This is a genomic window from Chryseobacterium wanjuense, assembly GCF_900111495.1.
GTDB classification, from domain to species: domain Bacteria; phylum Bacteroidota; class Bacteroidia; order Flavobacteriales; family Weeksellaceae; genus Chryseobacterium; species Chryseobacterium wanjuense.
The window spans coordinates 351,093-373,728 of record NZ_FOIU01000001.1 but is presented as its reverse complement, the minus strand read 5'-3'; the positions used below and the strand labels follow the sequence as shown (position 1 = coordinate 373,728).

At 35.8% G+C, this 22,636-nt stretch carries 23 protein-coding genes; 7 read left to right on the top strand and 16 right to left on the bottom strand.

Features of this window, described 5'->3' with window-relative positions; translation table 11 throughout:
* Positions 1–34 precede the first annotated feature (34 nt).
* The 3 genes from BMX24_RS01680 to BMX24_RS01670 all read left to right on the top strand — a co-directional run bounded on the left by BMX24_RS01680 (position 35) and on the right by BMX24_RS01670 (position 2,711).
* Positions 35–385, top strand: coding sequence for a T9SS type A sorting domain-containing protein (locus BMX24_RS01680; protein WP_089792676.1), 351 nt, complete (start codon positions 35–37; stop codon positions 383–385).
* 104 nt (positions 386–489) lie between these two features.
* Positions 490–1,401, top strand: coding sequence for an ABC transporter ATP-binding protein (locus BMX24_RS01675; RefSeq protein WP_089790353.1), 912 nt, complete (start codon positions 490–492; stop codon positions 1,399–1,401).
* A 2-nt stretch (positions 1,402–1,403) separates the two neighbouring features.
* Entirely contained in the window at positions 1,404–2,711 is a 1,308-nt protein-coding gene (locus BMX24_RS01670) for an ABC transporter permease (protein ID WP_089790352.1), read from the top strand.
* A gap of 187 nt (positions 2,712–2,898) precedes the next feature.
* On the opposite strand, the gene BMX24_RS01665 is transcribed toward BMX24_RS01670, so the two are convergent.
* The 9 genes from BMX24_RS01665 to BMX24_RS01625 form a co-directional block, all read right to left on the bottom strand.
* Positions 2,899–3,567: a porin family protein gene (locus BMX24_RS01665; protein ID WP_089790351.1), complete on the bottom strand. Its 669-nt coding sequence runs from the start codon at positions 3,565–3,567 to the stop codon at positions 2,899–2,901.
* Between the two features lie 16 nt (positions 3,568–3,583).
* Complete coding sequence (gene sucD / locus BMX24_RS01660; RefSeq protein ID WP_089790350.1) at positions 3,584–4,456, bottom strand: succinate--CoA ligase subunit alpha; 873 nt, start codon at positions 4,454–4,456, stop codon at positions 3,584–3,586.
* Positions 4,457–4,546: 90 nt separating this feature from the next.
* Complete coding sequence (locus BMX24_RS01655) at positions 4,547–5,449, bottom strand: UDP-3-O-(3-hydroxymyristoyl)glucosamine N-acyltransferase (protein ID WP_089792674.1); 903 nt, start codon at positions 5,447–5,449, stop codon at positions 4,547–4,549.
* A 190-nt stretch (positions 5,450–5,639) separates the two neighbouring features.
* The gene (efp, locus tag BMX24_RS01650; RefSeq protein WP_089790349.1) at positions 5,640–6,206 is read right to left on the bottom strand and encodes an elongation factor P; all 567 of its coding nucleotides are present in this window, start codon (positions 6,204–6,206) and stop codon (positions 5,640–5,642) included.
* A 15-nt stretch (positions 6,207–6,221) separates the two neighbouring features.
* The gene (locus BMX24_RS01645) at positions 6,222–6,557 is read right to left on the bottom strand and encodes a hypothetical protein (protein ID WP_228404631.1); all 336 of its coding nucleotides are present in this window, start codon (positions 6,555–6,557) and stop codon (positions 6,222–6,224) included.
* A gap of 15 nt (positions 6,558–6,572) precedes the next feature.
* Entirely contained in the window at positions 6,573–7,361 is a 789-nt protein-coding gene (gene lpxA / locus BMX24_RS01640) for an acyl-ACP--UDP-N-acetylglucosamine O-acyltransferase (RefSeq protein WP_089790347.1), read from the bottom strand.
* Positions 7,362–8,759 (bottom strand): bifunctional UDP-3-O-[3-hydroxymyristoyl] N-acetylglucosamine deacetylase/3-hydroxyacyl-ACP dehydratase, encoded by a 1,398-nt coding sequence (locus BMX24_RS01635; RefSeq protein WP_089790346.1) that lies wholly within the window; start codon positions 8,757–8,759, stop codon positions 7,362–7,364.
* Positions 8,752–9,783, bottom strand: coding sequence for a UDP-3-O-(3-hydroxymyristoyl)glucosamine N-acyltransferase (lpxD, locus tag BMX24_RS01630; protein WP_089790345.1), 1,032 nt, complete (start codon positions 9,781–9,783; stop codon positions 8,752–8,754). Before lpxD ends, BMX24_RS01635 begins: the two co-directional genes overlap by 8 nt.
* Before the next feature lie 72 nt (positions 9,784–9,855).
* A complete protein-coding gene (locus BMX24_RS01625) occupies positions 9,856–11,082 on the bottom strand; it encodes an HD domain-containing protein (protein ID WP_089790344.1) in 1,227 nt (408 codons plus the stop codon).
* Positions 11,083–11,449: 367 nt separating this feature from the next.
* Here BMX24_RS01625 and BMX24_RS01620 point away from each other — a divergent pair, with 367 nt between their 5' ends.
* The 4 genes from BMX24_RS01620 (at position 11,450) to BMX24_RS01605 (ending at position 16,106) form a co-directional block, all read left to right on the top strand.
* Positions 11,450–13,090 (top strand): S41 family peptidase, encoded by a 1,641-nt coding sequence (locus tag BMX24_RS01620; RefSeq protein WP_089790343.1) that lies wholly within the window; start codon positions 11,450–11,452, stop codon positions 13,088–13,090.
* Between the two features lie 131 nt (positions 13,091–13,221).
* A complete protein-coding gene (gene porX / locus BMX24_RS01615; RefSeq protein WP_089790342.1) occupies positions 13,222–14,766 on the top strand; it encodes a T9SS response regulator signal transducer PorX in 1,545 nt (514 codons plus the stop codon).
* A 119-nt stretch (positions 14,767–14,885) separates the two neighbouring features.
* Positions 14,886–15,257: an MliC family protein gene (locus tag BMX24_RS01610; RefSeq protein ID WP_089790341.1), complete on the top strand. Its 372-nt coding sequence runs from the start codon at positions 14,886–14,888 to the stop codon at positions 15,255–15,257.
* An 84-nt stretch (positions 15,258–15,341) separates the two neighbouring features.
* On the top strand, positions 15,342–16,106 hold the full coding sequence (locus BMX24_RS01605) for an exodeoxyribonuclease III (RefSeq protein WP_089790340.1): 765 nt from the start codon (positions 15,342–15,344) through the stop codon (positions 16,104–16,106).
* 58 nt (positions 16,107–16,164) lie between these two features.
* On the opposite strand, the gene BMX24_RS01600 is transcribed toward BMX24_RS01605, so the two are convergent.
* The 7 genes from BMX24_RS01600 to BMX24_RS01570 form a co-directional block, all read right to left on the bottom strand.
* Positions 16,165–16,536 (bottom strand): septal ring lytic transglycosylase RlpA family protein, encoded by a 372-nt coding sequence (locus BMX24_RS01600; RefSeq protein ID WP_089790339.1) that lies wholly within the window; start codon positions 16,534–16,536, stop codon positions 16,165–16,167.
* Between the two features lie 536 nt (positions 16,537–17,072).
* A complete protein-coding gene (locus tag BMX24_RS01595) occupies positions 17,073–17,777 on the bottom strand; it encodes a hypothetical protein (RefSeq protein ID WP_089790338.1) in 705 nt (234 codons plus the stop codon).
* Between the two features lie 29 nt (positions 17,778–17,806).
* Positions 17,807–18,511 carry a hypothetical protein gene (locus BMX24_RS01590; protein WP_089790337.1) on the bottom strand — a complete coding sequence of 235 codons (705 nt, stop codon included), beginning with the start codon at positions 18,509–18,511 and terminating at the stop codon, positions 17,807–17,809.
* 413 nt (positions 18,512–18,924) lie between these two features.
* Positions 18,925–20,226 (bottom strand): 30S ribosomal protein S12 methylthiotransferase RimO, encoded by a 1,302-nt coding sequence (gene rimO / locus BMX24_RS01585; protein ID WP_089790336.1) that lies wholly within the window; start codon positions 20,224–20,226, stop codon positions 18,925–18,927.
* A 98-nt stretch (positions 20,227–20,324) separates the two neighbouring features.
* On the bottom strand, positions 20,325–20,870 hold the full coding sequence (rfbC, locus tag BMX24_RS01580; RefSeq protein WP_089790335.1) for a dTDP-4-dehydrorhamnose 3,5-epimerase: 546 nt from the start codon (positions 20,868–20,870) through the stop codon (positions 20,325–20,327).
* Positions 20,871–20,910: 40 nt separating this feature from the next.
* Positions 20,911–21,483, bottom strand: a complete 573-nt coding sequence (locus BMX24_RS01575) for a sugar transferase (RefSeq protein WP_089790334.1) — start codon at positions 21,481–21,483, stop codon at positions 20,911–20,913.
* Positions 21,484–21,493: 10 nt separating this feature from the next.
* Entirely contained in the window at positions 21,494–22,630 is a 1,137-nt protein-coding gene (locus BMX24_RS01570; RefSeq protein ID WP_089790333.1) for an aminotransferase class I/II-fold pyridoxal phosphate-dependent enzyme, read from the bottom strand.
* Between the last annotated feature and the right edge of the window lie 6 nt (positions 22,631–22,636).

The following is a 22,636-nucleotide window of genomic DNA, read 5'->3' as shown; positions in this document are numbered from 1 at the left end:
TTTTGTTTTTAAATACTTGAGAAATTATAATTTGATGAAAAAACTTTTACTTTTATTTATCTTTTTAGGCGCTTTTGTTGGGTTTTCCAACAATATGAAAGCTCAGATAAAGGAACCTAGTTCCTTTAGTCAGAAATCTGACGATGGGGTGCTTGTTGCCTATCCAAATCCTGCGAAGGATTTCCTTATCATTAAGGCAAAAGATTCTAACTTAAGAATCAAAAGTGTGATTTTTTATTCAATTCTGGGAACGCAAGTTGCGAGTTACTCGGTAAATATGAATTCGGGGGAGATCAATATAGAAAAATTAAAACCCGGAAAATATTTGATTCGCTATATTTTGAGCGACAATACAATGAAAGTTACCCAGATCGTAAAACAATAATTTAAATCCTGATAATCATCAGGATTTTTTCTTTTAGGCTTAATCTGTTTTAATAATTCCGTAACTTTCGGAACTTTTTGATACTAATAAGTAAAAACAAATTAATGCTAAAAGCAGAACATATTAGAAAGACCTACAATGCCGGTAAAAAAGTAGCTTTGGATGATTTCAGCATCCATGTTCCAAAAGGCAGCGTATATGGTCTTTTAGGCCCGAACGGAGCCGGAAAAACTTCTTTCATCCGTATCATCAACCAGATTACTCAAGCAGATTCCGGAGAAGTACAGATCAACGGACAGAAGCTTAATCCTCATCATATTAAAGACATTGGTTATATGCCTGAAGAACGGGGGCTTTATAAAAATATGACCGTGGGTGACCAGCTTCTTTATTTCGGAGAACTGAAGGGCATGAGTAAAAATGATGCTCTGAACGAAGCCAAAAAATGGTTTGACAAACTTCACATCGACCAATGGTGGAAGAAAAAACTGTCTGAACTTTCAAAAGGGATGGCTCAGAAGATCCAGTTTGTAGTAACTGTTCTTCACAGACCGCATTTATTGATCCTTGATGAGCCGTTTTCAGGTTTTGATCCGGTAAATGCCAACTTAATTAAAGATCAAATCATTGAACTTAAAAATAACGGAACTACGATCATCCTTTCCACCCACAGAATGGAAAGTGTGGAGGAAATGTGTGATTATGTCGCTTTAATTAATAATTCTAAAAAGATTATCGATGGAAGAGTTTTTGACGTAAGAGAAAAATTTAAGAAAAATATTTTCGGAATTACCCTTTCTGAAGTAAATGATTCTCAGCTGGAAGGTTTTAAAAATAAGTATGAAATTTTTAATTTATCCCATCAAAACAACCTGGTTTCCTTTGATTTGAAAAACGAAGCCGACCAGAACCACATCCTTCTGGATCTTGTACATGTAGGAAAAGTGAGATCATTCGACGAAAGAATTCCGAGTATGAATGAAGTGTTTATCAATGCCGTAAGCAACAATTCTTAATTATGAACAACATTTTTTTAATTACCAAAAGAGAATTTCTTACGCAGGTTAAGAAAAAATCCTTCATTATATTAACGCTTCTGGCTCCGGTTTTATTGGTGGCTTTCGGGGCGGTTATCGGTTTAATGTTTAAAGCTAATGAATCCCACAACATCATTGAAGTGGTGGATAAAAGCGGATTATTTAAAAATCAATTAAAATCTGATGACCAGCTTAATTATGTTTTTGTTTCCGCAGCCGATGAAAAGTCAAAAATCAATAATCTGAAAGACAATGAATCATTGGATGGAATTTTAATTTTACCGGAATTAAAAAACCGGAATTTTGATGATTTACAGCAAAATACAAGACTTATCATCAACAGTAAAATCGGTTTTGATACCAAGCAAAAAATCGTTTCCGACATCACTGATGTGATCAAAAAAGAAAAGATCAAACAGTTGGGCATTGCCGAAACACAACTCATCAATCTCGATAAAAGTTTTACTTTAAAAACCATCAACGTTTCCGAAAACAACAAAGAAGATTCTGACCTTGCTTTTGGGGTGAAAAGCGGACTGAGTATTCTTTTGATGTACGTAACTTTCATGTTTATCATCATTTACGGTGTAAGGGTGATGCGAAGCGTTTTGGAAGAAAAAAACAACCGTGTGGTGGAAATTATCATCTCTTCTGTAAAACCTTTTGAGCTAATGATGGGTAAAATTTTAGGCGTAACGATGGTCGCTTTGACCCAGTTTCTTATCTGGATTACGATGTCTGTGATCGGAGCTTTGGTTCTCAATACCGGATTTTCTTTGCAAAAAAATATTCCGGGGGGAAACGAAGAACTGGCGAGCAAATTTGATATCGCCCAGATCGCAACTCAGGTTTCCCATAGTTTATTAGAACTCAATTTTCCTTTAATTATCTTTGTATTTATCGTGTTTTTCCTGTTGGGATATATCTTTTACAGCTCAATTTACGCCGCAATCGGATCTGCTGTGGATAATGAAACGGAAACACAGCAATTCACCTTATTTGCTATTTTACCACTGACTTTGGGAATGTATGGAAGTTTTTCTTTGATGAATAATCCGGACGGACCGCTTGGTTTCTGGCTGTCTATCATTCCATTTACCTCGCCTGTTGCGATGATTGCGAGAATTCCTTTTGGAGTTCCGGCTTGGCAGATTGCTCTGTCGATTGCATTGCTTTTGGGAACGACTATTTTCATGATTTTTTTAGCCGGAAAAATTTACCGGGTGGGAATTTTGATGTATGGAAATAAGGCTACCTTGAAGGAAATCTGGAAGTGGATTAAGGGATAAGGTCGCCAAGATTTTTTGGACTACTATCTGTTTTTAAGTTCGCAAAGGCGTTTCACTCAGCAAAGGCTCTTACTCGTGAGCACAGAGAAAAAGAATCTCTATCTTCATTAAAATTAATTATAAAAAACAAAACTCCCGAAACTAAGTTTCGGGAGTTTTTATGTTTTAAATGAAATAAATTCTTATTCTATTTAAAGATGTAACTTAAGCTCAAGCTAAGCACTTGTTCAGACTTACTTTTGTCAGATCCTTTCGGCTCATGTTTAAGTCCCGGATAAGTATCTGAAAGACCAAAATCATATCTTGCCGTAAGTTCCAGCTGTCTCTTGTAGCTATACCCTACTCCCAGACCAACTCCAAAATTGAAGCTGCTTGCTTTTCCGTTCAATTGCGGATTGCCCGGAACTTCATAATCAGGATCGTAATACGGTCTTGATATAGGAGCGTTTTTCACTTTCTGATTTAATAAGAAATTAAATCTAGGACCTATAACTCCAAAAAACTCAGATTCTGCCTCAGAAAAATAAGCTTTAAAGTTGATCGGAACACTCAGATAATTATTAGCGTAAACAGCATCATAGCCATCAACTCCTTTAGCATCTTTGTTCTTTCCGGTTTCTCCAGCTCCAAAATATTGAACTTCTGGTTGAAGGAAGAATTGATTTGATTTACCCAAAGGGATTAAAGCCAAAACTCCAGCCTGAACGGCAAATCTTTTCCCAGAAGGATTGTGAGCGTTTTTTACACCTGAATAGTTACCTCCTACAGAAACACCAAATCTTGTACTTTTAAGATCAATCTGAGCGAATGACAAAGTAGAAAAGGCCAATGCAGAGGCTAATAAAAATTTTTTCATATCGTTATGTTTTATGTTATCCTAATATTTTTGCAACTGTTGCACCGATATCAGCCGGAGAATCTACAACGTTGATTCCGTTTTCTCTCATGATCTCCATTTTTGCCTGAGCTGTATCTTCTGCACCACCTACGATCGCACCAGCGTGTCCCATTGTTCTACCTTTAGGAGCCGTTTGTCCTGCGATAAACCCTACCACAGGTTTTGTAGAACCACTAGCTTTGTACCATCTTGCTGCTTCCGCTTCAAGACCACCACCGATCTCACCGATCATTACAACTGCTTCAGTTTCGGGATCGTTGATGAATAATTCTAATGCTTCTCTAGTTGTAGTTCCGATGATTGGATCACCACCGATACCGATTGCTGTAGAAATACCATAACCAGCTCTTACTACCTGGTCAGCAGCTTCGTAAGTAAGTGTACCAGATTTTGAAACGATACCTACTTTACCTTTTTTGAAAACGAAACCTGGCATAATACCAATTTTAGCTTCTTCAGAAGTAATGATTCCAGGGCAGTTCGGACCGATCAATCTGCAGTCTCTGTCAGCGATGTAAGATTTTACTTTTACCATATCTGCTACAGGAATACCTTCAGTAATACATACGATAACTTTGATACCTGCCTCCGCAGCTTCCATAATAGCATCCGCAGCAAATGCAGGTGGTACGAAAATGATACTCACGTTTGCTCCGGCTTTTGCAACAGCATCAGCTACAGTATTGAATACAGGCTTCCCAAGGTGCTCGCTACCTCCTTTTCCCGGAGTAACACCACCTACTACGTTTGTTCCGTATTCGATCATCTGGCCAGCGTGGAAAGTCCCTTCGTTCCCTGTAAATCCTTGTACAATTACTTTAGAATCTTTGTTTACTAAAATTGACATTTTATTTTAATTTTAATTTATTTTTTTAATTTATTAATGCTCACAAATTTACTTATTTTTCTTTGATTTAAGATAAAACTTTCAATTTGTTTATTTGAGATTTCTCAGTTTTACTTCTTTCTTCAGATATGTTTTAAAATCTTCCGCAAACATACCGATGTAGGTTCCTTTTTCAAGGTCTCTGTTGACGCCTGTTTTTCCTAAAATGACGGATCCTCCCTCTATTTTGTTGCCGGAAGCGATACCAACCTGCCCCCACAAAGTCACTTCATCACCGATCACGCAACATCCTGCGATTCCCACCTGAGAAGCAATCAGACATTTTTTACCGATCACCGTGTCATGCCCAATCTGAATCTGATTATCCAAAACAGAGCCTTCGCCGATGACAGTAGAATCTGTAACTCCCCTGTCGATCGTACATCCGTTTCCGATTTCTACATTGTTTTCGATCACAACGTTTCCCACAGAAATTAAACGGTCGAAATTTCCATTTACTTTTCTGTAATAAAAAGCGTCGCCACCCAATACAGTATTCGCCTGGATGATCACATTATCTCCGATCACCGTTCGGTCGCCAATCACAACATTCGGGAAGATCAGGGTATTTTTTCCGATTTTCACGTTGTTGCCGATCACTGCAGAATGATGAATTTTTGTTCCTTCACCAATTTCAGCGTCGTGAAGCTCTTCCGTGAAGTTGTATATTCTGGTGAAATGAGTATTAATTTTATTAAAATCCCTGAAAGGATCATCAGAAACCAAAAGTGCTTTTCCTTCCGGACATTCCACTTCTTTATCAATTAAAATAATGGTAGCCGCAGAATTTAAAGCCTTATCGTAATATTTCGGATGATTTACAAAAACTATATCTCCGGGTCTTACCATGTGGATTTCATTAGTTCCCAAGACTTCAAAATCTTCTGAACCAATGAATTTTGCCCCGATAAGATCTGCAATAGTTTTCAGTTTTTGTGGCTGATGAAACGTCATATGTTTTAAATGATGTTTAAATTTATCAACCTTGTCAAGGTTTAAAACCTTGACAAGGTTCTGTTTTTTCAACTTAAAATCGCAGCCAGTTTATGAGAACTTCGACAAGCTCAGGATAAACTACAATAGCTGCCATAAAAAATGAAAGCTGAAAGTTGTTATACTTCCAGCTTCCTATTATTTTGAATAATTATTCTTTTACTCTTTCCAGGTAAGAACCGTCTTCAGTGCTTACTTTGATTTTGTCTCCCGGCTCGATGAACAAAGGAACCATTACTCTTGCTCCTGTTTCAACGATAGCGTTTTTAAGAGCGTTGGTAGCCGTGTTCCCTTTTACTCCCGGATCAGCTTCTACAACTTCTAAATAAACAGACTGTGGTAATTCTGCAGAAAGCGGAGTCTCATCAGCTTCCTTCAAGATGATCGTTACTTCTTCACCTGCTTTCATCAGATTAGAGTTTTCGATCATTTCTTTATTTAAATATAATTGAGAGAAGTCGTCATTATTCATGAAGTGGAAACCATTCTCATCATCATAAAGATACTGATATTTTCTAGTGATAACTTTTACCTCGTCGATTTTGTGACCAGCAGAGAATGTATTGTCGATTACTTTTCCGTTCGTTACAGATTTTAATTTTGTTCTTACGAAAGCAGGACCTTTCCCTGGTTTTACGTGAAGGAACTCAATTACTTTAAAAATATCATTACTGTACTCAATGCACAGACCTTTTCTGATATCGTTACTTGTTGCCATTAATTTTGTATGTATTTATTTTCTTTTATTAAACTGTATTCCCTGCCCCTGAGGCATCATTCTGTTGAATGTATTATTGTTAAACGTATTTACATTATTCTGTAATTTGTTTACATTCATCTGAACCTCAGAATTGTACTGATTGGCAGTCCCAAAAATAGATGTAGAAGTATTCTGCTGTTTCAGAATATCATTTAAATTATTTTTAGCAATACTATCATTAGACTTCTCAGGAAGTTTTCTTTCCATGATTGAAGTTTTGGTTGTTTTTTCAGTTTTTAATCCTTCCATTTGCTGTCCAAACAGTAAAGATGTAACAGAAAGCATGAGTAGTAAGATTAAACTTTTCATTTGTGATGATATTAATTATTCTTTTCCGGTTCCGTATCCTTTTACGATACCTCTCGGAGAGTTTTGGATAAACTGAAGAATTTCGTCTCTTTCCGCAGTAGGAAGCATTTCCTTTTCGATGTGGGAAATTGCCTGAGAAACATTCATCTTCATCTGGAAAATCGCTCTGTAAATTTTTTGAATTTCAAAGATTTTTTCGTTGGTAAAGCCTCTTCTTCTCAATCCTACCGAGTTAATTCCTGCGTAAGACATAGGTTCTCTTGCTACCTTTACATAAGGCGGAATATCTTTTCTCACCAAAGTTCCACCGGAAATCATCACATGCTTCCCGATTTTACCAAACTGGTGCACAGCCGATAAACCTCCCATTACAGTATAATCACCTATTTCTACGTGTCCTGCAATACCACAACCGTTTACGATGATAACGTGATCTCCGATGACACAGTCGTGTGCAATATGTGAAGTCGCCATAATCAGGCAGTTTTTACCGATTTTCGTATACCCTAGAGCTTTCGTTCCTCTGTTTACCGTCACACATTCTCTGATTGTGGTATCGTCACCGATAATTACCTGAGTATCTTCACCATCGAATTTCAAATCCTGCGGAATCGCTGAAATAACGGTACCCGGAAAAATTCTGCAATTTTTACCAATTCTGGCTCCATCCATGATGGTAACATTGGGGCCGATCCAAGTTCCTTCTCCGATTTCCACATCTCCTGCAATGGTAGTAAAAGGTTCTACGATTACATTTTTGCTGATTTTCGCACGTTTATCTACGGCTGCTAATTGATGAATCATTTAATCAACTTTATTTTTTGCAACTTGAGCCATTAATTCTGCTTCTACCGCCACAGTATCTCCCACATATCCGTATCCCTGCATGTGAACGATCCCTCTTCTGATCGGCTCGATCAATTCAATTTTGAAAATAATAGTATCTCCCGGAACTACTTTTCTCTTGAATTTTACCTTATCAATTTTAATGAAATAAGTAGAGTAATTTTCAGGATCCGGAACACTCGCCAATACAAGGATTCCTCCTGTCTGTGCCAATGCTTCCACTTGTAAAACTCCCGGCATTACAGGCTCTTTCGGGAAATGTCCAACGAAGAAAGGCTCGTTCATGGTAACATTTTTAAGCCCTACAACATGAGAATCTGAAAGCTCAAGAATTTTATCAATTAACAAAAACGGCGGTCTGTGAGGCATCAGCTTCATGATTCCGTTGATGTCGAAAACCGGTTCTTTGGTTAAATCAAAATCAGGAACGTTTTTCTTTTTCTGCAATTTCCACTGGCGATTCAGTTTTTTCGCAAACTGAGTATTTACATAATGTCCTGGCTTGTTGGCAATTACTTTACCTTTTATTTTCACTCCTGCCAAAGCTAAATCACCGATCACGTCAAGTAATTTGTGTCTTGCAGCTTCATTAGGATAGTTTAAGTTCAAGTTATCAAGAATTCCGTTGGGTCTGATAGACACATTGTCTTTTCCAAAAGCTTTCTTCAGTTTTTCTGTAGTATCAGGTGTAAGATCCTTATCTACATAAACAATAGCGTTGGAAATATCTCCACCTTTGATCAAACCGTGATCTAAAAGCATTTCCAATTCGTGCAGGAAACTGAACGTTCTTGCAGATGAAATTTCTTCTTTAAACTCTGAAATATTTTTAAGAGTAGCATTCTGGGTACCCAACACTTTGGTTCCAAAATCTACCATTGTTGTAATTTCGTATGTATCTGAAGGAATAATTGTAATTTCTGATCCTGTAGCAGGGTCGTTGTAGGTAAGAACTTCTTTTATAACCAAGTATTCTCTGGCAATACCCTGTTCTACTACTCCTACACTTTCGATTGCTTCTACAAAATATTTTGAAGATCCGTCTAAAATCGGAGGTTCGGAAGCGTCCATTTCAAGCATGGCGTTGTCTACATCACATCCTACCAAGGCCGCCAAAAGGTGCTCACAAGTCGTGATTTTTACTCCTAATTTTTCTAATGTCGTTCCTCTTTCTGTTGCTACAACATAATTAACATCAGCTTCGACCTGAGGATGCCCCTCTAGATCTGTTCTTACGAAAACAAAACCTGTATTTTCTTTAGCAGGTTTGATGGTAAGTTTTACTTCTTTACCTGTGTGAAGTCCGATTCCGGAAAGTGTCACTTCTTGCTGAAGTGTTTTTTGCATATCACTCATTAGTTTTATCTTTTGAGTTATTCTCAAGATTATTTATTCTATTAACAATTTCAGTAAAATTTCTGAAATGAACATAGTTTCTAAGATAGTCATTGTAGCTGATTGCCGGTGAACCGTACAATGTCTCTTTATCATTAACGCTCGAATTCACCCCGCTCTGAGCCTGAATTCTTACCTGATTTCCAATTTTGATGTGACCTACAACACCGACCTGACCTCCGATCTGGTTCCAGTCTCCAATCGTTGTGGAACCTGCAATTCCCGCCTGAGCCGCAATTACATTATTCTGACCGATTTTCACGTTGTGTGCAATCTGGATCAGATTATCAATTTTAGTTCCTTTTCCGATGACCGTAGAACCGATGGTAGCTCTGTCGATACTGCAATTGGAACCAATTTCCACATCATCTTCAATGATCACATTTCCTAATTGAGGAATTTTTTTAAATCCATCTGCAGTCGGCTGAAATCCAAATCCGTCTCCCCCAACAACCGTGTTGGAATGAATCACACAATTGTCACCAATAATGCAGTAATCATAGATTCTTGCTCCGCTGTCGATCTTGCAGTTTTTTCCAACCTTTACGCCTTTTCCGATGTAAACCTGCGGATAGATCTGTGTTCCTTCCCCGATTTTAGCCTTTTCAGAAACATAGGTAAATGCTCCGATATATACTTTATCACCAATCACTGCAGTTTCATGAATAGAAGAACCGTCTTCGATTCCCTCTTTTCTGCCCTGCATTTCCTGATACAGATTCATTAAAACCTGGAACGAAAGATAGGCATCTTTTACGGCAATTATAGTAGGATTGTAATTTTCTTTAGCTAAAAGCTTTTCCGAGACAATGATAACGGAACATTTTGAGGTGTCCAGATAATGAGAAAACCGATCTTGTGCTATAAAAGAAAGATGTCCTGTTTCCCCGCTCTCAATAGGCGAAACACCAGTAATAAGTGCCTCTCCGTCACCTATTATTTTTCCGTCAATAAAACTTGCAATTTGCGAAGCTGTAAATTCCATATTCTGCAAAGATAAGAATTTCTATAATTCGCAAACATTTTTTGGTTTTCGGATCGTAAATTTTAATATACTTTAAGAAATTGTGTGTGAAATATCTCTCGGAAAGGTTAAAATAAATCTCGTGGTCTTATTCACCATTAATCCTGATAAAAGCTGGTCTTGCGAGTCCTCCAGCCGTATTTTTTCGCCGCTCTTCTGAAGCAAATAAATGGGCTGCTTTTCCGTATTGTACGGCAGGAGTTTTCTTTTAATTTCATGCACCAATTCACTGCCATTATCAATTCCGAAATATTCGTTGGTTTTTTTTATTTTTTCCTCAATGAATTGGGGATCAAAAGAATGGGAAGAAATAATCGTTTTCGGAAGGTTTCTCTGAGTGACACATCTGCACCAGTAAGACAATACAAAATCATCAGAATTCTGCCAGTTTTTCATCGCCTGAATCACGTCGTTATCATCAAGCTGGGTAAATCTTTCCACATCTTCATCCGTCGCCGCACTTTTTCCGCGGTATAAAAAATATTTAAGATTCTCTGTCGCCGGAAGATCAACCCCGAGAGAAACAAGATGTTTTGCCCTTTCTAAGATCTTTACCAAAAGAAATTCTGCCAACGCCGAAGTTTTGTGATAATACACCTGCCAGTACATAAACATCCTGGCTGTCAGGAAGTTTTCAATAGAATAAACTCCTTTTGCATCGATCACCAGCTCTCCTTCTTCGCAAACATTCATCATGGAAATAATTCGCTGTGTATTGATACTTCCTTCAGAAACTCCTGTGAAAAAGCTGTCTCGCTTTAAATAATCAAGCCTGTCGACATCTAATTGAGAAGAAATCAACTGATTGAAAAATTTTCTATGATATTTCCCTTGAAACATTTCAATCGCAACGGAAAGCTCTCCTTTAAATTGATCGTTCAACCTGTTCATTAATAACAACGAAAGATTTTCATGATGCCAATCATCCATCAGCATACTTTCCAATGCATGAGAAAACGGACCATGACCAATATCATGCATTAAAATAGCCAACATCGCTCCTTTTTCTTCTTCTTCGGAAATTTTTACGCCTTTTTGTTTCAATGTTTCCAAAGCCGTAAACATCAGATGCATCGCTCCCAAAGCATGATGAAACCTCGTGTGCGTCGCCCCGGGAAAAATCAGATTCAAAAGTCCGGTCTGCCCTATTCTTCTCAGTCTCTGGAAGTAAGGATGCTCGATGATATCGAATAAAATTTCATGTGGAATTTTGATAAATCCGTGAACGGGATCGTTGATGATTTTTAGCTTATTCTGCATTGAAACGTCAATTAATAGACAAATTTATGGATTTTAAATTTTAGGGATGATTAATTTTTATTAAACATTTTTTGATTTAAACACAGATAACACAAATATTTTCACAAATAGCACGGATATGGTTTTCATGAATATTTATTTTAACGCAAAGTCCGCAAAGATTTTCTTTAAATTGCCATGTATATTTTTCGTTCGCAAAGGCGTTTCACTCAGCAGAGGCTGTATGCAAATTTTCTTGATTAATTAGCTTCTATCAATAGGAACGGGCTTTAGCCCAAACTTATCTTTATGAATCGCGTCATTCGTGAAAATATTTGTGTTATCTGTGTTTAAAAATTATCTTTGATACAAATTCGAATATCTTTTAATGAGAAAATTCTCAATCTTTATCATATTATTTTTCAGCTTACATTTTTCGGCACAGGCCTTATCTGAGACTCAAAAACTGGAATCGCTCTGCAAAGTCTGGGGATTTTTAAAATATTATCATCCGAATGTTGCCAAAGGAAACTTCAATTGGGATCAGCAGTTGTTTCAAAAAATCAGTGAACTTGAAAATATTAACGATAAAAATCAATTAAATGAATTATATTCTAACTGGCTTGAAAGTCTGGGAAAAGTAGATGAATGTAAAGAATGTTTGAAAGAAGATAACAAAATCTTTTTCCTGAAAAATTTCGATTTGAACTGGATTAATAATCAGGAGATTTTTACTCCAAATGTGATTCAAAAATTACAATTTATTCAAAACAATAGAAATCTAGGGGAAAATCATTATTTCGGAAAAGGGGGAAGAAAAGTTTATTTCAGGAATGAAAATTCCTACGGTTCAAAATTTACTTCAAAACAGATCAGCCTTTTCGAATTGTTCAGATATTGGAATTATGTAGAGTATTTTTTTCCTTACAAATACGGAACCGATCAAAACTGGAACGATGTTTTAACGGAAATGATTCCCAAGTTTGTCGCCATTACCAATGATGAAAATTATCAACTGACTTTGGCAGAATTGGTGACAAAAATTGATGATTCACACGCTTTTTTGTTTTCAAGATTAATTAGCTTAAACCAATACGGAAGAAAAAGTATTCCGGTAGAATATTCTTATGCGGAGGGAAAATTGGTGATTACAAAAATCAATTCTACAACATTTAACGAAGAAAATCCTTTAAAAGTTGGAGATATTATTTATGACATTAACGGACTGACCATTCCGCAAAAGGTGAATGCCTTTGGAAAATATATTCCCGCTTCCAATTCGTGGGGAAAAATTAAAAAAGCGAAAAACCTCTTTTTAATGACCAACGGCGATTCAATCCAACTTAAAATCGAAAGAGACGGGAAAAATTTAGCTTTACAACTAAAAACTTTTCTTTTAAAAGACATTATTTCCGAAAAACCCACGCAGCCTGAAAAATGGAAATTTATTGATGATGAAAAGAAAATAGGATACGTCAATATGGGCGTTATTGAAAAGACTGATCTGGATGAAATGTACAATACTTTAAAATCAACCGGATCTATTATTTTTGATTTAAGAAATTATCCAAAACAGACGATTTTGCCTTTGAGCAGGATGTTGCTTCCAAAAAATACGATTTATTATCAATTTAATTTTCCGGATACAAATTATTTGAGTAAATTTTATAGCCGAAAAAACAGTATCGGAAGAAACAACCCGGATTATTATAAAGGAAATGTTGTAGTGCTCGTGAATGAAAATACGCAAAGCCAGGCCGAGACGACGACAATGATGTTTAAGCAACATCCAAAAGCAAAGGTGATTGGAAGCAATACTGCGGGAGCCAACGGCGATATTATCCGATTTAATATTGCTGATCTGGAAACGTGTTTCACAGGATTGGGCGCGTATTATCCGGATGGAAAAGAGACGCAGAGAATCGGGATTATTCCTGATATTATGATAAAGCCTTCTGTAAAAGGAATTCGGGAAGGCAGAGATGAAGTTCTGGAAAGAGCTTTGGACTACATAAAGAACGGTCATTAAATGAAACAAAAACAAGAATATTCCGTTATGTTTTCATTTAACTAATATTTAACTTTATACTTGCTGATTTTGGCAGTTTTTAGAAAGAATTGGTCAGCAATTTGATACTATAACCATGTAAAAAATAAATTATGTCGGAAAAGATATTATGGATAGATGATGAAATAGATTTACTTAAACCTCACATCGTATTTTTAGAGAAAAAAGGTTACCAGATAACCCCTGTGAATAACGTGAATGAGGCATTGGAATTAATGGATTCTGAAAAATTCGCATTAACACTTATTGATGAGAATATGCCCGGAATTTCGGGGCTTGAAGCCATTCCTATGATTAAAGACAAGGATAATTCTTTAAAAATAGTAATGGTGACGAAAAGTGAGGAAGAACATATTATGGAAGAGGCCATCGGTTCTCAGATCGCTGATTATATTCTGAAGCCGGTAAATCCTAATCAGATCTTATTATCACTAAAGAAAAACCTTCAGCAGGACAATCTTGTTGAGCAGAAAACGATTTTACAATACCAGCAGGAATTCAGAAACCTTTCTATGGAATTGTCTTATTTAAGAAGCTATCAGGATTGGGCTGAATATTATAAGAAAATCCTTAACTGGGAAATTAAATTTGATAAAGTAACGGACAATGAATTTGCAGATCTTCTTCAATCGCAGAAAGAGGAAGCGAATATTCAGTTCGCAAAATTCATTGAAAACAATTACGAAGACTGGCTGCACAACACGGAAAAACCGATCATGAGCCATACCCTTTTCAAAGAAAAAGTAAAGCCTGAAGTAGAAAAAGAGAAAGTGCTTTTGCTGATGATCGACAACCTTCGTTATGATCAGTGGAAAATGATTGAGCCGTTGTTCACGAAATATTACAATAAAGTTTCAGAAGATTATTATTACAGTATTCTTCCTACGGCAACACAGTATGCAAGGAATTCTTTCTTTGCAGGTTTAATGCCTTCCGAGATTGAAAAACGTTTCCCGGACAAATGGTTTAATGATAATGAAGAAGGAAACAAAAACGAATTCGAGCGCGATTTTCTTGAAGATCAGATGAAAAGAATCGGTTTAGGCTCCAAATCAATGAAATATCTTAAAGTTCTGAATGCCGATTTTGAAAGAAAAATCTACGACGACTTTAATCAGCACAAAAACAATGACCTTTTAGTAATTGTTTACAACTTCATCGATATCCTGTCTCACGCAAAAACAGACAATCATATCGTTGATCAGCTGATTCGTGATGATAAGACTTTCAGATCATTAACTTTAAACTGGTTTGAAAACTCATCTTTAATGAAAATTATTAAAGTAGCTGCAGAAAGCGGATTCAAATTGGTAATCACGACCGATCACGGAACAGTGTATGTAAAAAAACCAAGTAAAGTAGTGGGCGACAGAGAAACTTCTACCAATATCCGATACAAAACGGGTAAGAGTTTGACATACGACGACAGCGATGTGTGGGCTATTACCAATCCGGAAAAACTGTTTTTACCAAAAGGAAATCTAAGCTCAAAATATATTTTTGCCAAAAACAATATCTTTTTGGCCTATCCGAAGAATTATAATCACTTTGTAAATTATTATAAAGAAACTTACCAACATGGAGGAATTTCATTGGAAGAATGTATAATTCCTTTCAGTATTTTAGAACCCAAATAGTTTTCATAGTTTAATTTTGGGTGACAAGGGCGCGGAAAAAATCTATAGATTTTTTCCGCTTCTTTCTTTTTATGGTATACCATTTGATATTGTAATAAAAATTTTAAAAACAACAAATAATGAAAAAGTCTTTTTTAGCAATTATTTGCACTACTTTATTTTTGGTTTCATGTACAAAAGATAAAACCAAAGCATCAACGGAACCAGAAAAAACTCCTATTGCAGACAGTACTAGTACTTCTACGGCTTCTCCAGCGGCAAAAAATGACCTTATAAAAAGTACAGCCAAAGACAAGAATGGTAAAACATTAGAAATGACCTTTGACAATGCTAAAAATACGGTAACTGTAGTATTCGAAGGTAATACCGTAACACTTCAAGGTCAGGAAGCAGGTTCCGGAATGCTGTATAAAAATGATCAGTATGAATTGTCTGGTAAAGGTGAGCAGGTAAAATTAGCGAAAGAAGGTAAAACGATTTTTGAAAACTAATTTCAATTAAATCTTACATTTACGATATTCAGCTTTGTGTTTTCAAAGCTGTTTTTTTATGTTTGTGAAAATTATCGTTTTAAGATGAAATTAATCACATACAACGTAAACGGAATCAGGGCTGCCTTTACTAAAGATTTTTTAGGCTGGCTTACAACTGCTGATCCGGATATTATCTGCATCCAGGAAAGCAAAGCAGGAAACGACCAAATAGACATCGAAAGTCTTGAAAAATTAGGATATCACAGTTATTGGCATTCGGCAGTGAAAAAAGGCTACAGCGGCGTCGGAATTGCTTCCAAAATACAACCTAATCATGTAGAGTTCGGCTGCGGAATCGAGAGCTATGACAATGAAGGAAGAATCATCCGTGCAGATTTTGACGGTTTTTCGGCTATTTCAGTATATGTTCCTTCTGCCTCCAATATTGAACGACTGGATTTTAAAATGCAGTTTTGCCATGATTTTTTAGATTATATTAAAACTTTAAGGAAAGACATTCCGAATCTTATCATTTCAGGGGATTTTAATATCTGTCATCAAGCGATTGATATTCATAATCCGGTTGGCTTAAAAAATGTTTCCGGCTTTTTACCTATGGAAAGAGAATGGATGACCAATTTTATTAATGAATGCGAATTGATCGACAGTTTCAGATTCTTTAATAATGAACCCGATAATTATACCTGGTGGAGCTACAGACAAAATTCACGGGAAAGAAATAAGGGTTGGAGATTGGATTATAACTTTGCTTCTTACACTTTAAAAGATAAGCTCAGAAGAGCTGTTATTTTGAAAGAAGCCGTACATTCCGACCATTGTCCTGCCTTAGTAGAATTAGACGTCTAATAGAAACAAAAAAGCCAACTCAATGAGTTGGCTTTGCTTTTAATTTAAATCATAAATTTTAATCGACAATTTCATATTCCACCGGAATCGTACCATGACTGATATCTCCGATTTCATCGAACGCAGCTTTAGACATGTCTAAAGATCTTGATGAATGGTAAGGTCCTCTATCATTTATTCTCACTATTACCTCTTTACCATTGTTCAGGTTTGTTACCTTAATATTTGTTCCGAATGGAAGCGTTCTGTTTGCTGCGGTGAACTTTGCATTATCAAAGATCTCTCCGCTTGCGGTTTTTCTACCGTTAAATTTATCGTGGTAGTACGATGCATAACTAGTTTTTTTCGCATCTATGGCACTATTCTTGAAAGAATAAACACCTAGGGCTGAAATCATCATTATGATTACGAGAATGAATCTTTTCATCACTTTGAACTTTTATTGGTTTTGACTGGACAAATGTATCAGGAATCTTTTAAAGTCCCTATTTTATTTGTTAACAACTGTTAATAAAAACCAAATTCTATGTTAAAATACAATGTAACTCCCTATCAATAGGCGTTTTAGACCATACTGTTAAAAAATGTTAAAAAAAAACTTAAAAAGTTAATACTTTTAACTACTTGTGGTAGATCATTCAATTTTCATTTTTAAAATACGTTGAAAATCAATAATATAAGTTTTTAGATAAATATAAAAATAAGGTAGATCCCTCTCTTAGTTATTTAATGTCAAGCAATTTAAACTTGTCTAAATATTTATTTTTTCTTCTAATTACATCATCAGAACTTATATCAACAAATATATGTTTAAATTTAATCTAAACATATGTAGGCATTGATTGATTCACTGCTACTTATTATAAATTGTAAACAACAGGAAAAACTATCATAGAAAATAAGCTCACTTATAAAAACAAAAAACCGATGATTGCTCATCGGTTTTATATATTAAAGAATAAATTCTTATTTAGTATATTCTACTGTATAGTCATAAGTTCCACTTGGGTAAACCACTGACATACTTGGAGAACCTGTAATAAAGTTACCTGTAGTTTTATCATAAGAATAAACACTATTATCATAAACATTATTAGTTCCTGCTTGGAAAATAGTAATTCTGTATAAACTTCCTGTAGTAGGGATTATAACCGCATTTGTATAAGAAGTAGGAGCTGTTGACGTTCCACTTGCAACAAATTGTCCTCTTTTAGCATATACTTGGTTACCGTTTACTAAAGTATTAGTAGTTGTTTCAGCTGTAGTTACATCGAATTTTGCACTTGCTCCTAATGGTAACCATCTACCTCCAGTAACATCAGTACTTTTATTAGGATTGTCAAAATAGTAGAAACCACGGCTTACAGGAGTAGAAATAACACCATCATTTGTAAGTGTGTTACCACTACCGATGTTAAATACTACCATACCATCATAAGCAGAAGGAAAATTGATACCATCTAAACTTGCAACTTTAAAAGTAAAAGCAGTCAAATCTGTTGTAGGAAACAATAGACCTTTACCATCATTTACTGTAGAGTTATTATTTGTAGAAGCATCTAAAAAGATATTTTCATTAGGGAAAGTATTTGCAATTTCTCCGTTAGATAGAGCTTGCGCACTCATTAAGGTACCTGCTGATACGAAAAGAGCTAATATGATTTTTTTCATCTGTAAAATTTTAAATGATTATTAATTTATTATCTACCTGAAAGGATACCCCAGTTATGTGTTCCAGCATTGTCAACTACAATAAAGCAGAATGAACCACCTGAAGTAACTGTTGATGGAATATTTTGCATTCCTCTAGTGATACCTGCAACAGCTGAAGGACTCCAGCCCACGTTACCAGGACCGTTTGAAGATACACATCTTACCGAATTTAATGGTAAAGTTGTTGCATCTGGCAATAACAATTGGCTACTGTTCCCCATACCAGTTGTAACTACAGAATAATCATCCGCTGCCCATACAATAGGAGCATTTGCAGAGTGAAGTCTACCTTTTTGAATTTGGAAGTTTGGAGGTGTAGAACCACCAGTTCCCCAAGTTTTCCATACGTTTTGACCTGCACTACCATCAAAATAATAGATACCAGGTGCTGTAACATTTGCAGTCTTAGCAGTAGTTGCACCATCTGCAGCTGTTACATAAACTAGTGCTCCATTTTGAGGACTTGGAGTACCTGCAGTACCATCAACATATACAGCATTTTTAGCTGCAAGTTGATCTTCTGTCAATCGAGGGACCAATAGCGCATCAGGTCTAGTAGCATCTGTAGGAGTACCTACAACATCTAATGTAGACGCAGGTGTATTTGTGTTAATACCCACACGTCCTTGCTGAGCCTGAGAAACCGCTGCAAAGCCGACTAACATAGTCGCTGTTAATAAAATTTTTTTCATAAGTTTTTAAAGATTTTAAATTACATTTTTCATCAATGATATTTATATTCAAATGGGACATTCATCCCAACTTGTGCGTTGCTAAATTAAAACTAAAAAATTTTCCAAGATTTTTATTACTCAAAATCTTTTAAGTTTTGATTTATTTTAAATATCTAATATTCAGTGAATAGAACTCATAAAATCCATTCATGTCGCAAAGTTAATACTTTATTATTTAATTTACACAACATTAAACAAAAAAGTTTTAACATTTTAAAAGATTGAAATTATAAATTACTGAAAATCAACTAATTATACAAAATCATAAAGTTAATTAATTTATGTTAATTTTCGTTAACCCTAAAAAATATCAAAATAAAGATAAATTTACTTTAATTTTTTTAAATAAAAATCAATAATATGGGAATAATTTATGTTAATTCACCATAAAGATCAAATTCCTCGGCAGAAGTGATTCGTACATCAGCAAAATCACCAATAGAAATGTACGTATTTTCTGCCGAAACCAATACTGTATTATCTACATCCGGCGAGTCGTATTCTGTTCTTCCAACAAAATAATTTCCTTCTTTACGATCAAAAATACATTTATATATATTCCCTATTTTCTCCTGGTTTTTTTCCCACGAAATCTGAGACTGCAATTCCATGATCTCTTCTACTCTTGCTTCTTTGATTTCTTGCGGAATATCATCTTCCAAAACATACGCAGAAGTATTTTCCTCATGTGAATAGGTGAAACATCCCAGTCTGTCGAACCTTTGTTCTCTCACCCAATCTTTCAATTCCTGGAATCTTTCTTCCGTTTCTCCGGGATACCCTACAATTAACGTAGTTCTGATTGCCATATCAGGAACTTTCTCTCTGAATTTACTTAAAAGTGCATCCGTTTTTTCATGAGTAGTTCCTCTCTTCATTGATTTTAATAAATCTGAATTGATATGCTGAAGTGGAATATCGATATAATTGCAAACCTTCTCTTCTTCACGGATAATATCTAAAACATCCTCCGGAAAACCGCTCGGGAAAGCATAATGAAGACGAATCCATTCGATGCCTTCTACTTTTACCAATTCTTTCAAAAGGTCACCCAATGCGCGTTTTTTGTAAATATCCAGTCCGTAATACGTAAGATCCTGAGCAATTAAAATTAATTCTTTAGTTCCTTTTTTTGCTAATTTCTGCGCTTCGGTAACCAGTTTTTCAATCGGCGTGGAAACGTGCCCTCCTCTCATTAAAGGAATTGCACAGAAAGAGCAAGGTCTGTCGCAACCTTCGGAAATCTTCAAATAGGCATAATGCTTCGGAGTAGTTGTCATTCTTTCTCCTACCAGCTCATGCTTGTAATCTGCACCTAAGTGCTTTAACAAAATCGGAAGATCTCTTGTCCCAAAATATTGATCCACATCCGGAATTTCTCTTATTAAATCCGGTTTATATCTTTCTGAAAGACAACCTGTCACGAAAACTTTTTCAACTTCACCTCTGTTTTTGGCTTCTACATAATCCAGAATGGTGTTGATGGATTCTTCCTTTGCATTATCAATAAATCCGCAGGTATTGATGACCACAATATCTCCCTTGTCTTCATGAACAACTTCTTTACCATTGGCTTTCAGCTGGCTCATCAAGACTTCAGAATCATATACGTTCTTGGAACATCCAAGCGTTACAACATTAATTTTCTTCTTACCTACAGATTTTGTGCGCATCTTTTTGATTTTGAGTTTGCAAAGATACAAAATATTGAAGAGTCCTGGATTAAAAAATAAAAGCCACTTTCAATAAAGTGGCTTTCAATATGATGAAATTAAAAATTCTTTTCTTTAAAACCCGGCGCATTCTGATCCTTTTCGGAAAGAACGGCATCTTTGTCTTCAATTTTCCAGTCAATATTCAGTTCCGGATCATTGTATTTTACACTACCTTCTGATTCTTTATTGTAAAAATTGTCGCATTTATAAGCAAAAACGGCTGTTTCACTCAATACCGAAAAACCATGTCCGAATCCTCGCGGAATGTACAGTTGTAATTTATTTTCTTCCGTAAGCTCTATTCCAAACCATTGTCCGAAAGTAGGAGAATCTTCCCTCAAATCCACTGCTACATCCCAAACTTTGCCTTCCAGACAGGAAACTAATTTTGCCTGCGCATGCTCACCTTTCTGTAAATGAAGGCCACGAAGAACTCCATAAGAAGACTTTGAAATATTATCCTGAACGAAGTGCCCGTTCATCCCGGTAAGCTCTTCGAATTTCTTTTCATTAAATTTTTCAAAAAAATAACCTCTGTCGTCTTCAAAGATGGTGGGTTCTATTATGTAGCAGTCCTTAAGTGGGGTTTCTTTTATTTTCATAATCTAAATAATGAGCAAAAATAAATTAAATAGTTTAATCTTATTTTATGAATATTTTAAATATAGTTTTTGTGAGGATTTTAAAATCATTTGATAAAGACATATTTTCCAGGTATACTAAATTCATTTTAACCTTATCCGGAAATAAAACCTCATCATTATAAAACAGCGGTTCGTTCTGGGCTTTTAATATTGTTTCTTCATTACTGTATTTAATGCTTGCTTCAGAAGTGATTCCCGGTTTTAATTCTAAAACTTTTCTGTCGTCACCCTGAAGTTTGTCGTAATACCCTTCAATATCAGGTCTGGGACCTACAAAGCTCATTTCGCATTTTATGATATTAAATAATTGTGGCAATTCGTCAAGTTTATATTTTCTTAATACCGATCCGGTTTTGGAACAATATTCATCTTTATCCCGAATGGTTTTAAATTTATAAATAATAAACAGCTTTCCATATTGTCCGATTCTCTTTTGACAAAAAATACCATTGGATCGGGTGTCTACACTTGCTACAATAAATAATACAATCAATAACGGTAAAAACAGAATGATAAGAACTGCTGCAAAAAAGCAATCGAAAATAACCTTCCAATACCTGTATTGATTCATTTATTCAGAATTAATTGCTAAAAAAATTGCTGATCACTTTAGCGATTCTCTCCTTTTCTTCTTCCGTAAGATTTGATCCGGAAGGGAGACAAAGCCCGTCATCAAAAAGTTTTCCCGAAACATTAGTTCCATAATACGGTGCATTTTCAAAAATTGGCTGTAGATGCATCGGTTTCCACAACGGTCGAGATTCTATGTTATCTTCCAAGAAAGCCAGTCTAAGTTCTTCTCTTGTTTTCCCTGTGACAGAAGGATCTACTATAATTGCAGAAAGCCAATGATTAGAATAAAAATCTGAAGATGGCTCGGAAAATACAGTCACTCCATCAATATTTTTAAATAAATCCACATAAAAATCATGCATAGAACGGCGGGCTTCCACTCTATTTTTCAGAACTTCCATCTGCCCTCTGCCAATTCCGGCCACGATATTGCTCATTCTATAATTAAACCCAATATGAGAATGCTGATAATGAGGCGCATTATCTCTTGCCTGAGTAGAAAGAAAAACGATTTTATCCTTATCTTCCTGAGAGTGACAAACCAAGGCTCCGCCTCCGGAAGTCGTTATAATTTTGTTTCCATTAAAACTTAAGATTCCAAAACGTCCGAAAGTTCCGCAAGCCTGACCTTTATATGTAGATCCTAATGCTTCTGCAGCATCTTCAATCAGTTCAATATCAAATTCTTTTGCAATAGAAACGATCTCATCCATTTTTGCAGGCATCCCGTAAAGATGAACTACAATGATGGCTTTTGGCTTTTTCCCATTTCGGATTCTGTCTTCAATAGCATTTCTAAGAGCTACAGGACACATATTCCATGTTTCCGGTTCGCTGTCTATAAAAACCGGATTTGCACCGCAATAAGCGATCGGATTTGCTGATGCAGAAAACGTCATCGACTGACAAATCACCTCATCTCCATACTGTACTCCACACTGAATTAAGGCTAAATGCAGAGCTGCAGTTCCAGCTGATAAGGCAGCAATCTTGGTATTTTTTCCTAAAAATTTTTCCAGGTCTTCTTCAAAACCATTCACATTCGGCCCTAGCGGAGCCACCCAATTCTCAGCGAAAGCTTCATTGATATACTTTAGTTCATTCCCTCCCATATGCGGAGATGATAACCAGATTTTTTGTGACATTGTGTG

Coding starts and splice junctions, on each gene's coding strand:
- BMX24_RS01665 (WP_089790351.1), bottom strand. CDS start 3,567: ATGAAAAAATTTTTATTAGCCTCTGCATTGGCCTTTTCTACTTTGTCA.
- lpxD (WP_089790345.1), bottom strand. CDS start 9,783: ATGGAATTTACAGCTTCGCAAATTGCAAGTTTTATTGACGGAAAAATA.
- BMX24_RS01605 (WP_089790340.1), top strand. CDS start 15,342: ATGAAATTAATCACATACAACGTAAACGGAATCAGGGCTGCCTTTACT.
- lpxA (WP_089790347.1), bottom strand. CDS start 7,361: ATGATTCATCAATTAGCAGCCGTAGATAAACGTGCGAAAATCAGCAAA.
- BMX24_RS01590 (WP_089790337.1), bottom strand. CDS start 18,511: ATGAAAAAAATTTTATTAACAGCGACTATGTTAGTCGGCTTTGCAGCG.
- BMX24_RS01595 (WP_089790338.1), bottom strand. CDS start 17,777: ATGAAAAAAATCATATTAGCTCTTTTCGTATCAGCAGGTACCTTAATG.
- BMX24_RS01570 (WP_089790333.1), bottom strand. CDS start 22,630: ATGTCACAAAAAATCTGGTTATCATCTCCGCATATGGGAGGGAATGAA.
- BMX24_RS01635 (WP_089790346.1), bottom strand. CDS start 8,759: ATGAGTGATATGCAAAAAACACTTCAGCAAGAAGTGACACTTTCCGGA.
- BMX24_RS01655 (WP_089792674.1), bottom strand. CDS start 5,449: ATGACGTTTCATCAGCCACAAAAACTGAAAACTATTGCAGATCTTATC.
- BMX24_RS01620 (WP_089790343.1), top strand. CDS start 11,450: ATGAGAAAATTCTCAATCTTTATCATATTATTTTTCAGCTTACATTTT.
- BMX24_RS01610 (WP_089790341.1), top strand. CDS start 14,886: ATGAAAAAGTCTTTTTTAGCAATTATTTGCACTACTTTATTTTTGGTT.
- BMX24_RS01645 (WP_228404631.1), bottom strand. CDS start 6,557: ATGAAAAGTTTAATCTTACTACTCATGCTTTCTGTTACATCTTTACTG.
- BMX24_RS01675 (WP_089790353.1), top strand. CDS start 490: ATGCTAAAAGCAGAACATATTAGAAAGACCTACAATGCCGGTAAAAAA.
- efp (WP_089790349.1), bottom strand. CDS start 6,206: ATGGCAACAAGTAACGATATCAGAAAAGGTCTGTGCATTGAGTACAGT.
- BMX24_RS01625 (WP_089790344.1), bottom strand. CDS start 11,082: ATGCAGAATAAGCTAAAAATCATCAACGATCCCGTTCACGGATTTATC.
- porX (WP_089790342.1), top strand. CDS start 13,222: ATGTCGGAAAAGATATTATGGATAGATGATGAAATAGATTTACTTAAA.
- sucD (WP_089790350.1), bottom strand. CDS start 4,456: ATGTCAATTTTAGTAAACAAAGATTCTAAAGTAATTGTACAAGGATTT.
- BMX24_RS01575 (WP_089790334.1), bottom strand. CDS start 21,483: ATGAATCAATACAGGTATTGGAAGGTTATTTTCGATTGCTTTTTTGCA.
- rfbC (WP_089790335.1), bottom strand. CDS start 20,870: ATGAAAATAAAAGAAACCCCACTTAAGGACTGCTACATAATAGAACCC.
- BMX24_RS01670 (WP_089790352.1), top strand. CDS start 1,404: ATGAACAACATTTTTTTAATTACCAAAAGAGAATTTCTTACGCAGGTT.
- rimO (WP_089790336.1), bottom strand. CDS start 20,226: ATGCGCACAAAATCTGTAGGTAAGAAGAAAATTAATGTTGTAACGCTT.
- BMX24_RS01680 (WP_089792676.1), top strand. CDS start 35: ATGAAAAAACTTTTACTTTTATTTATCTTTTTAGGCGCTTTTGTTGGG.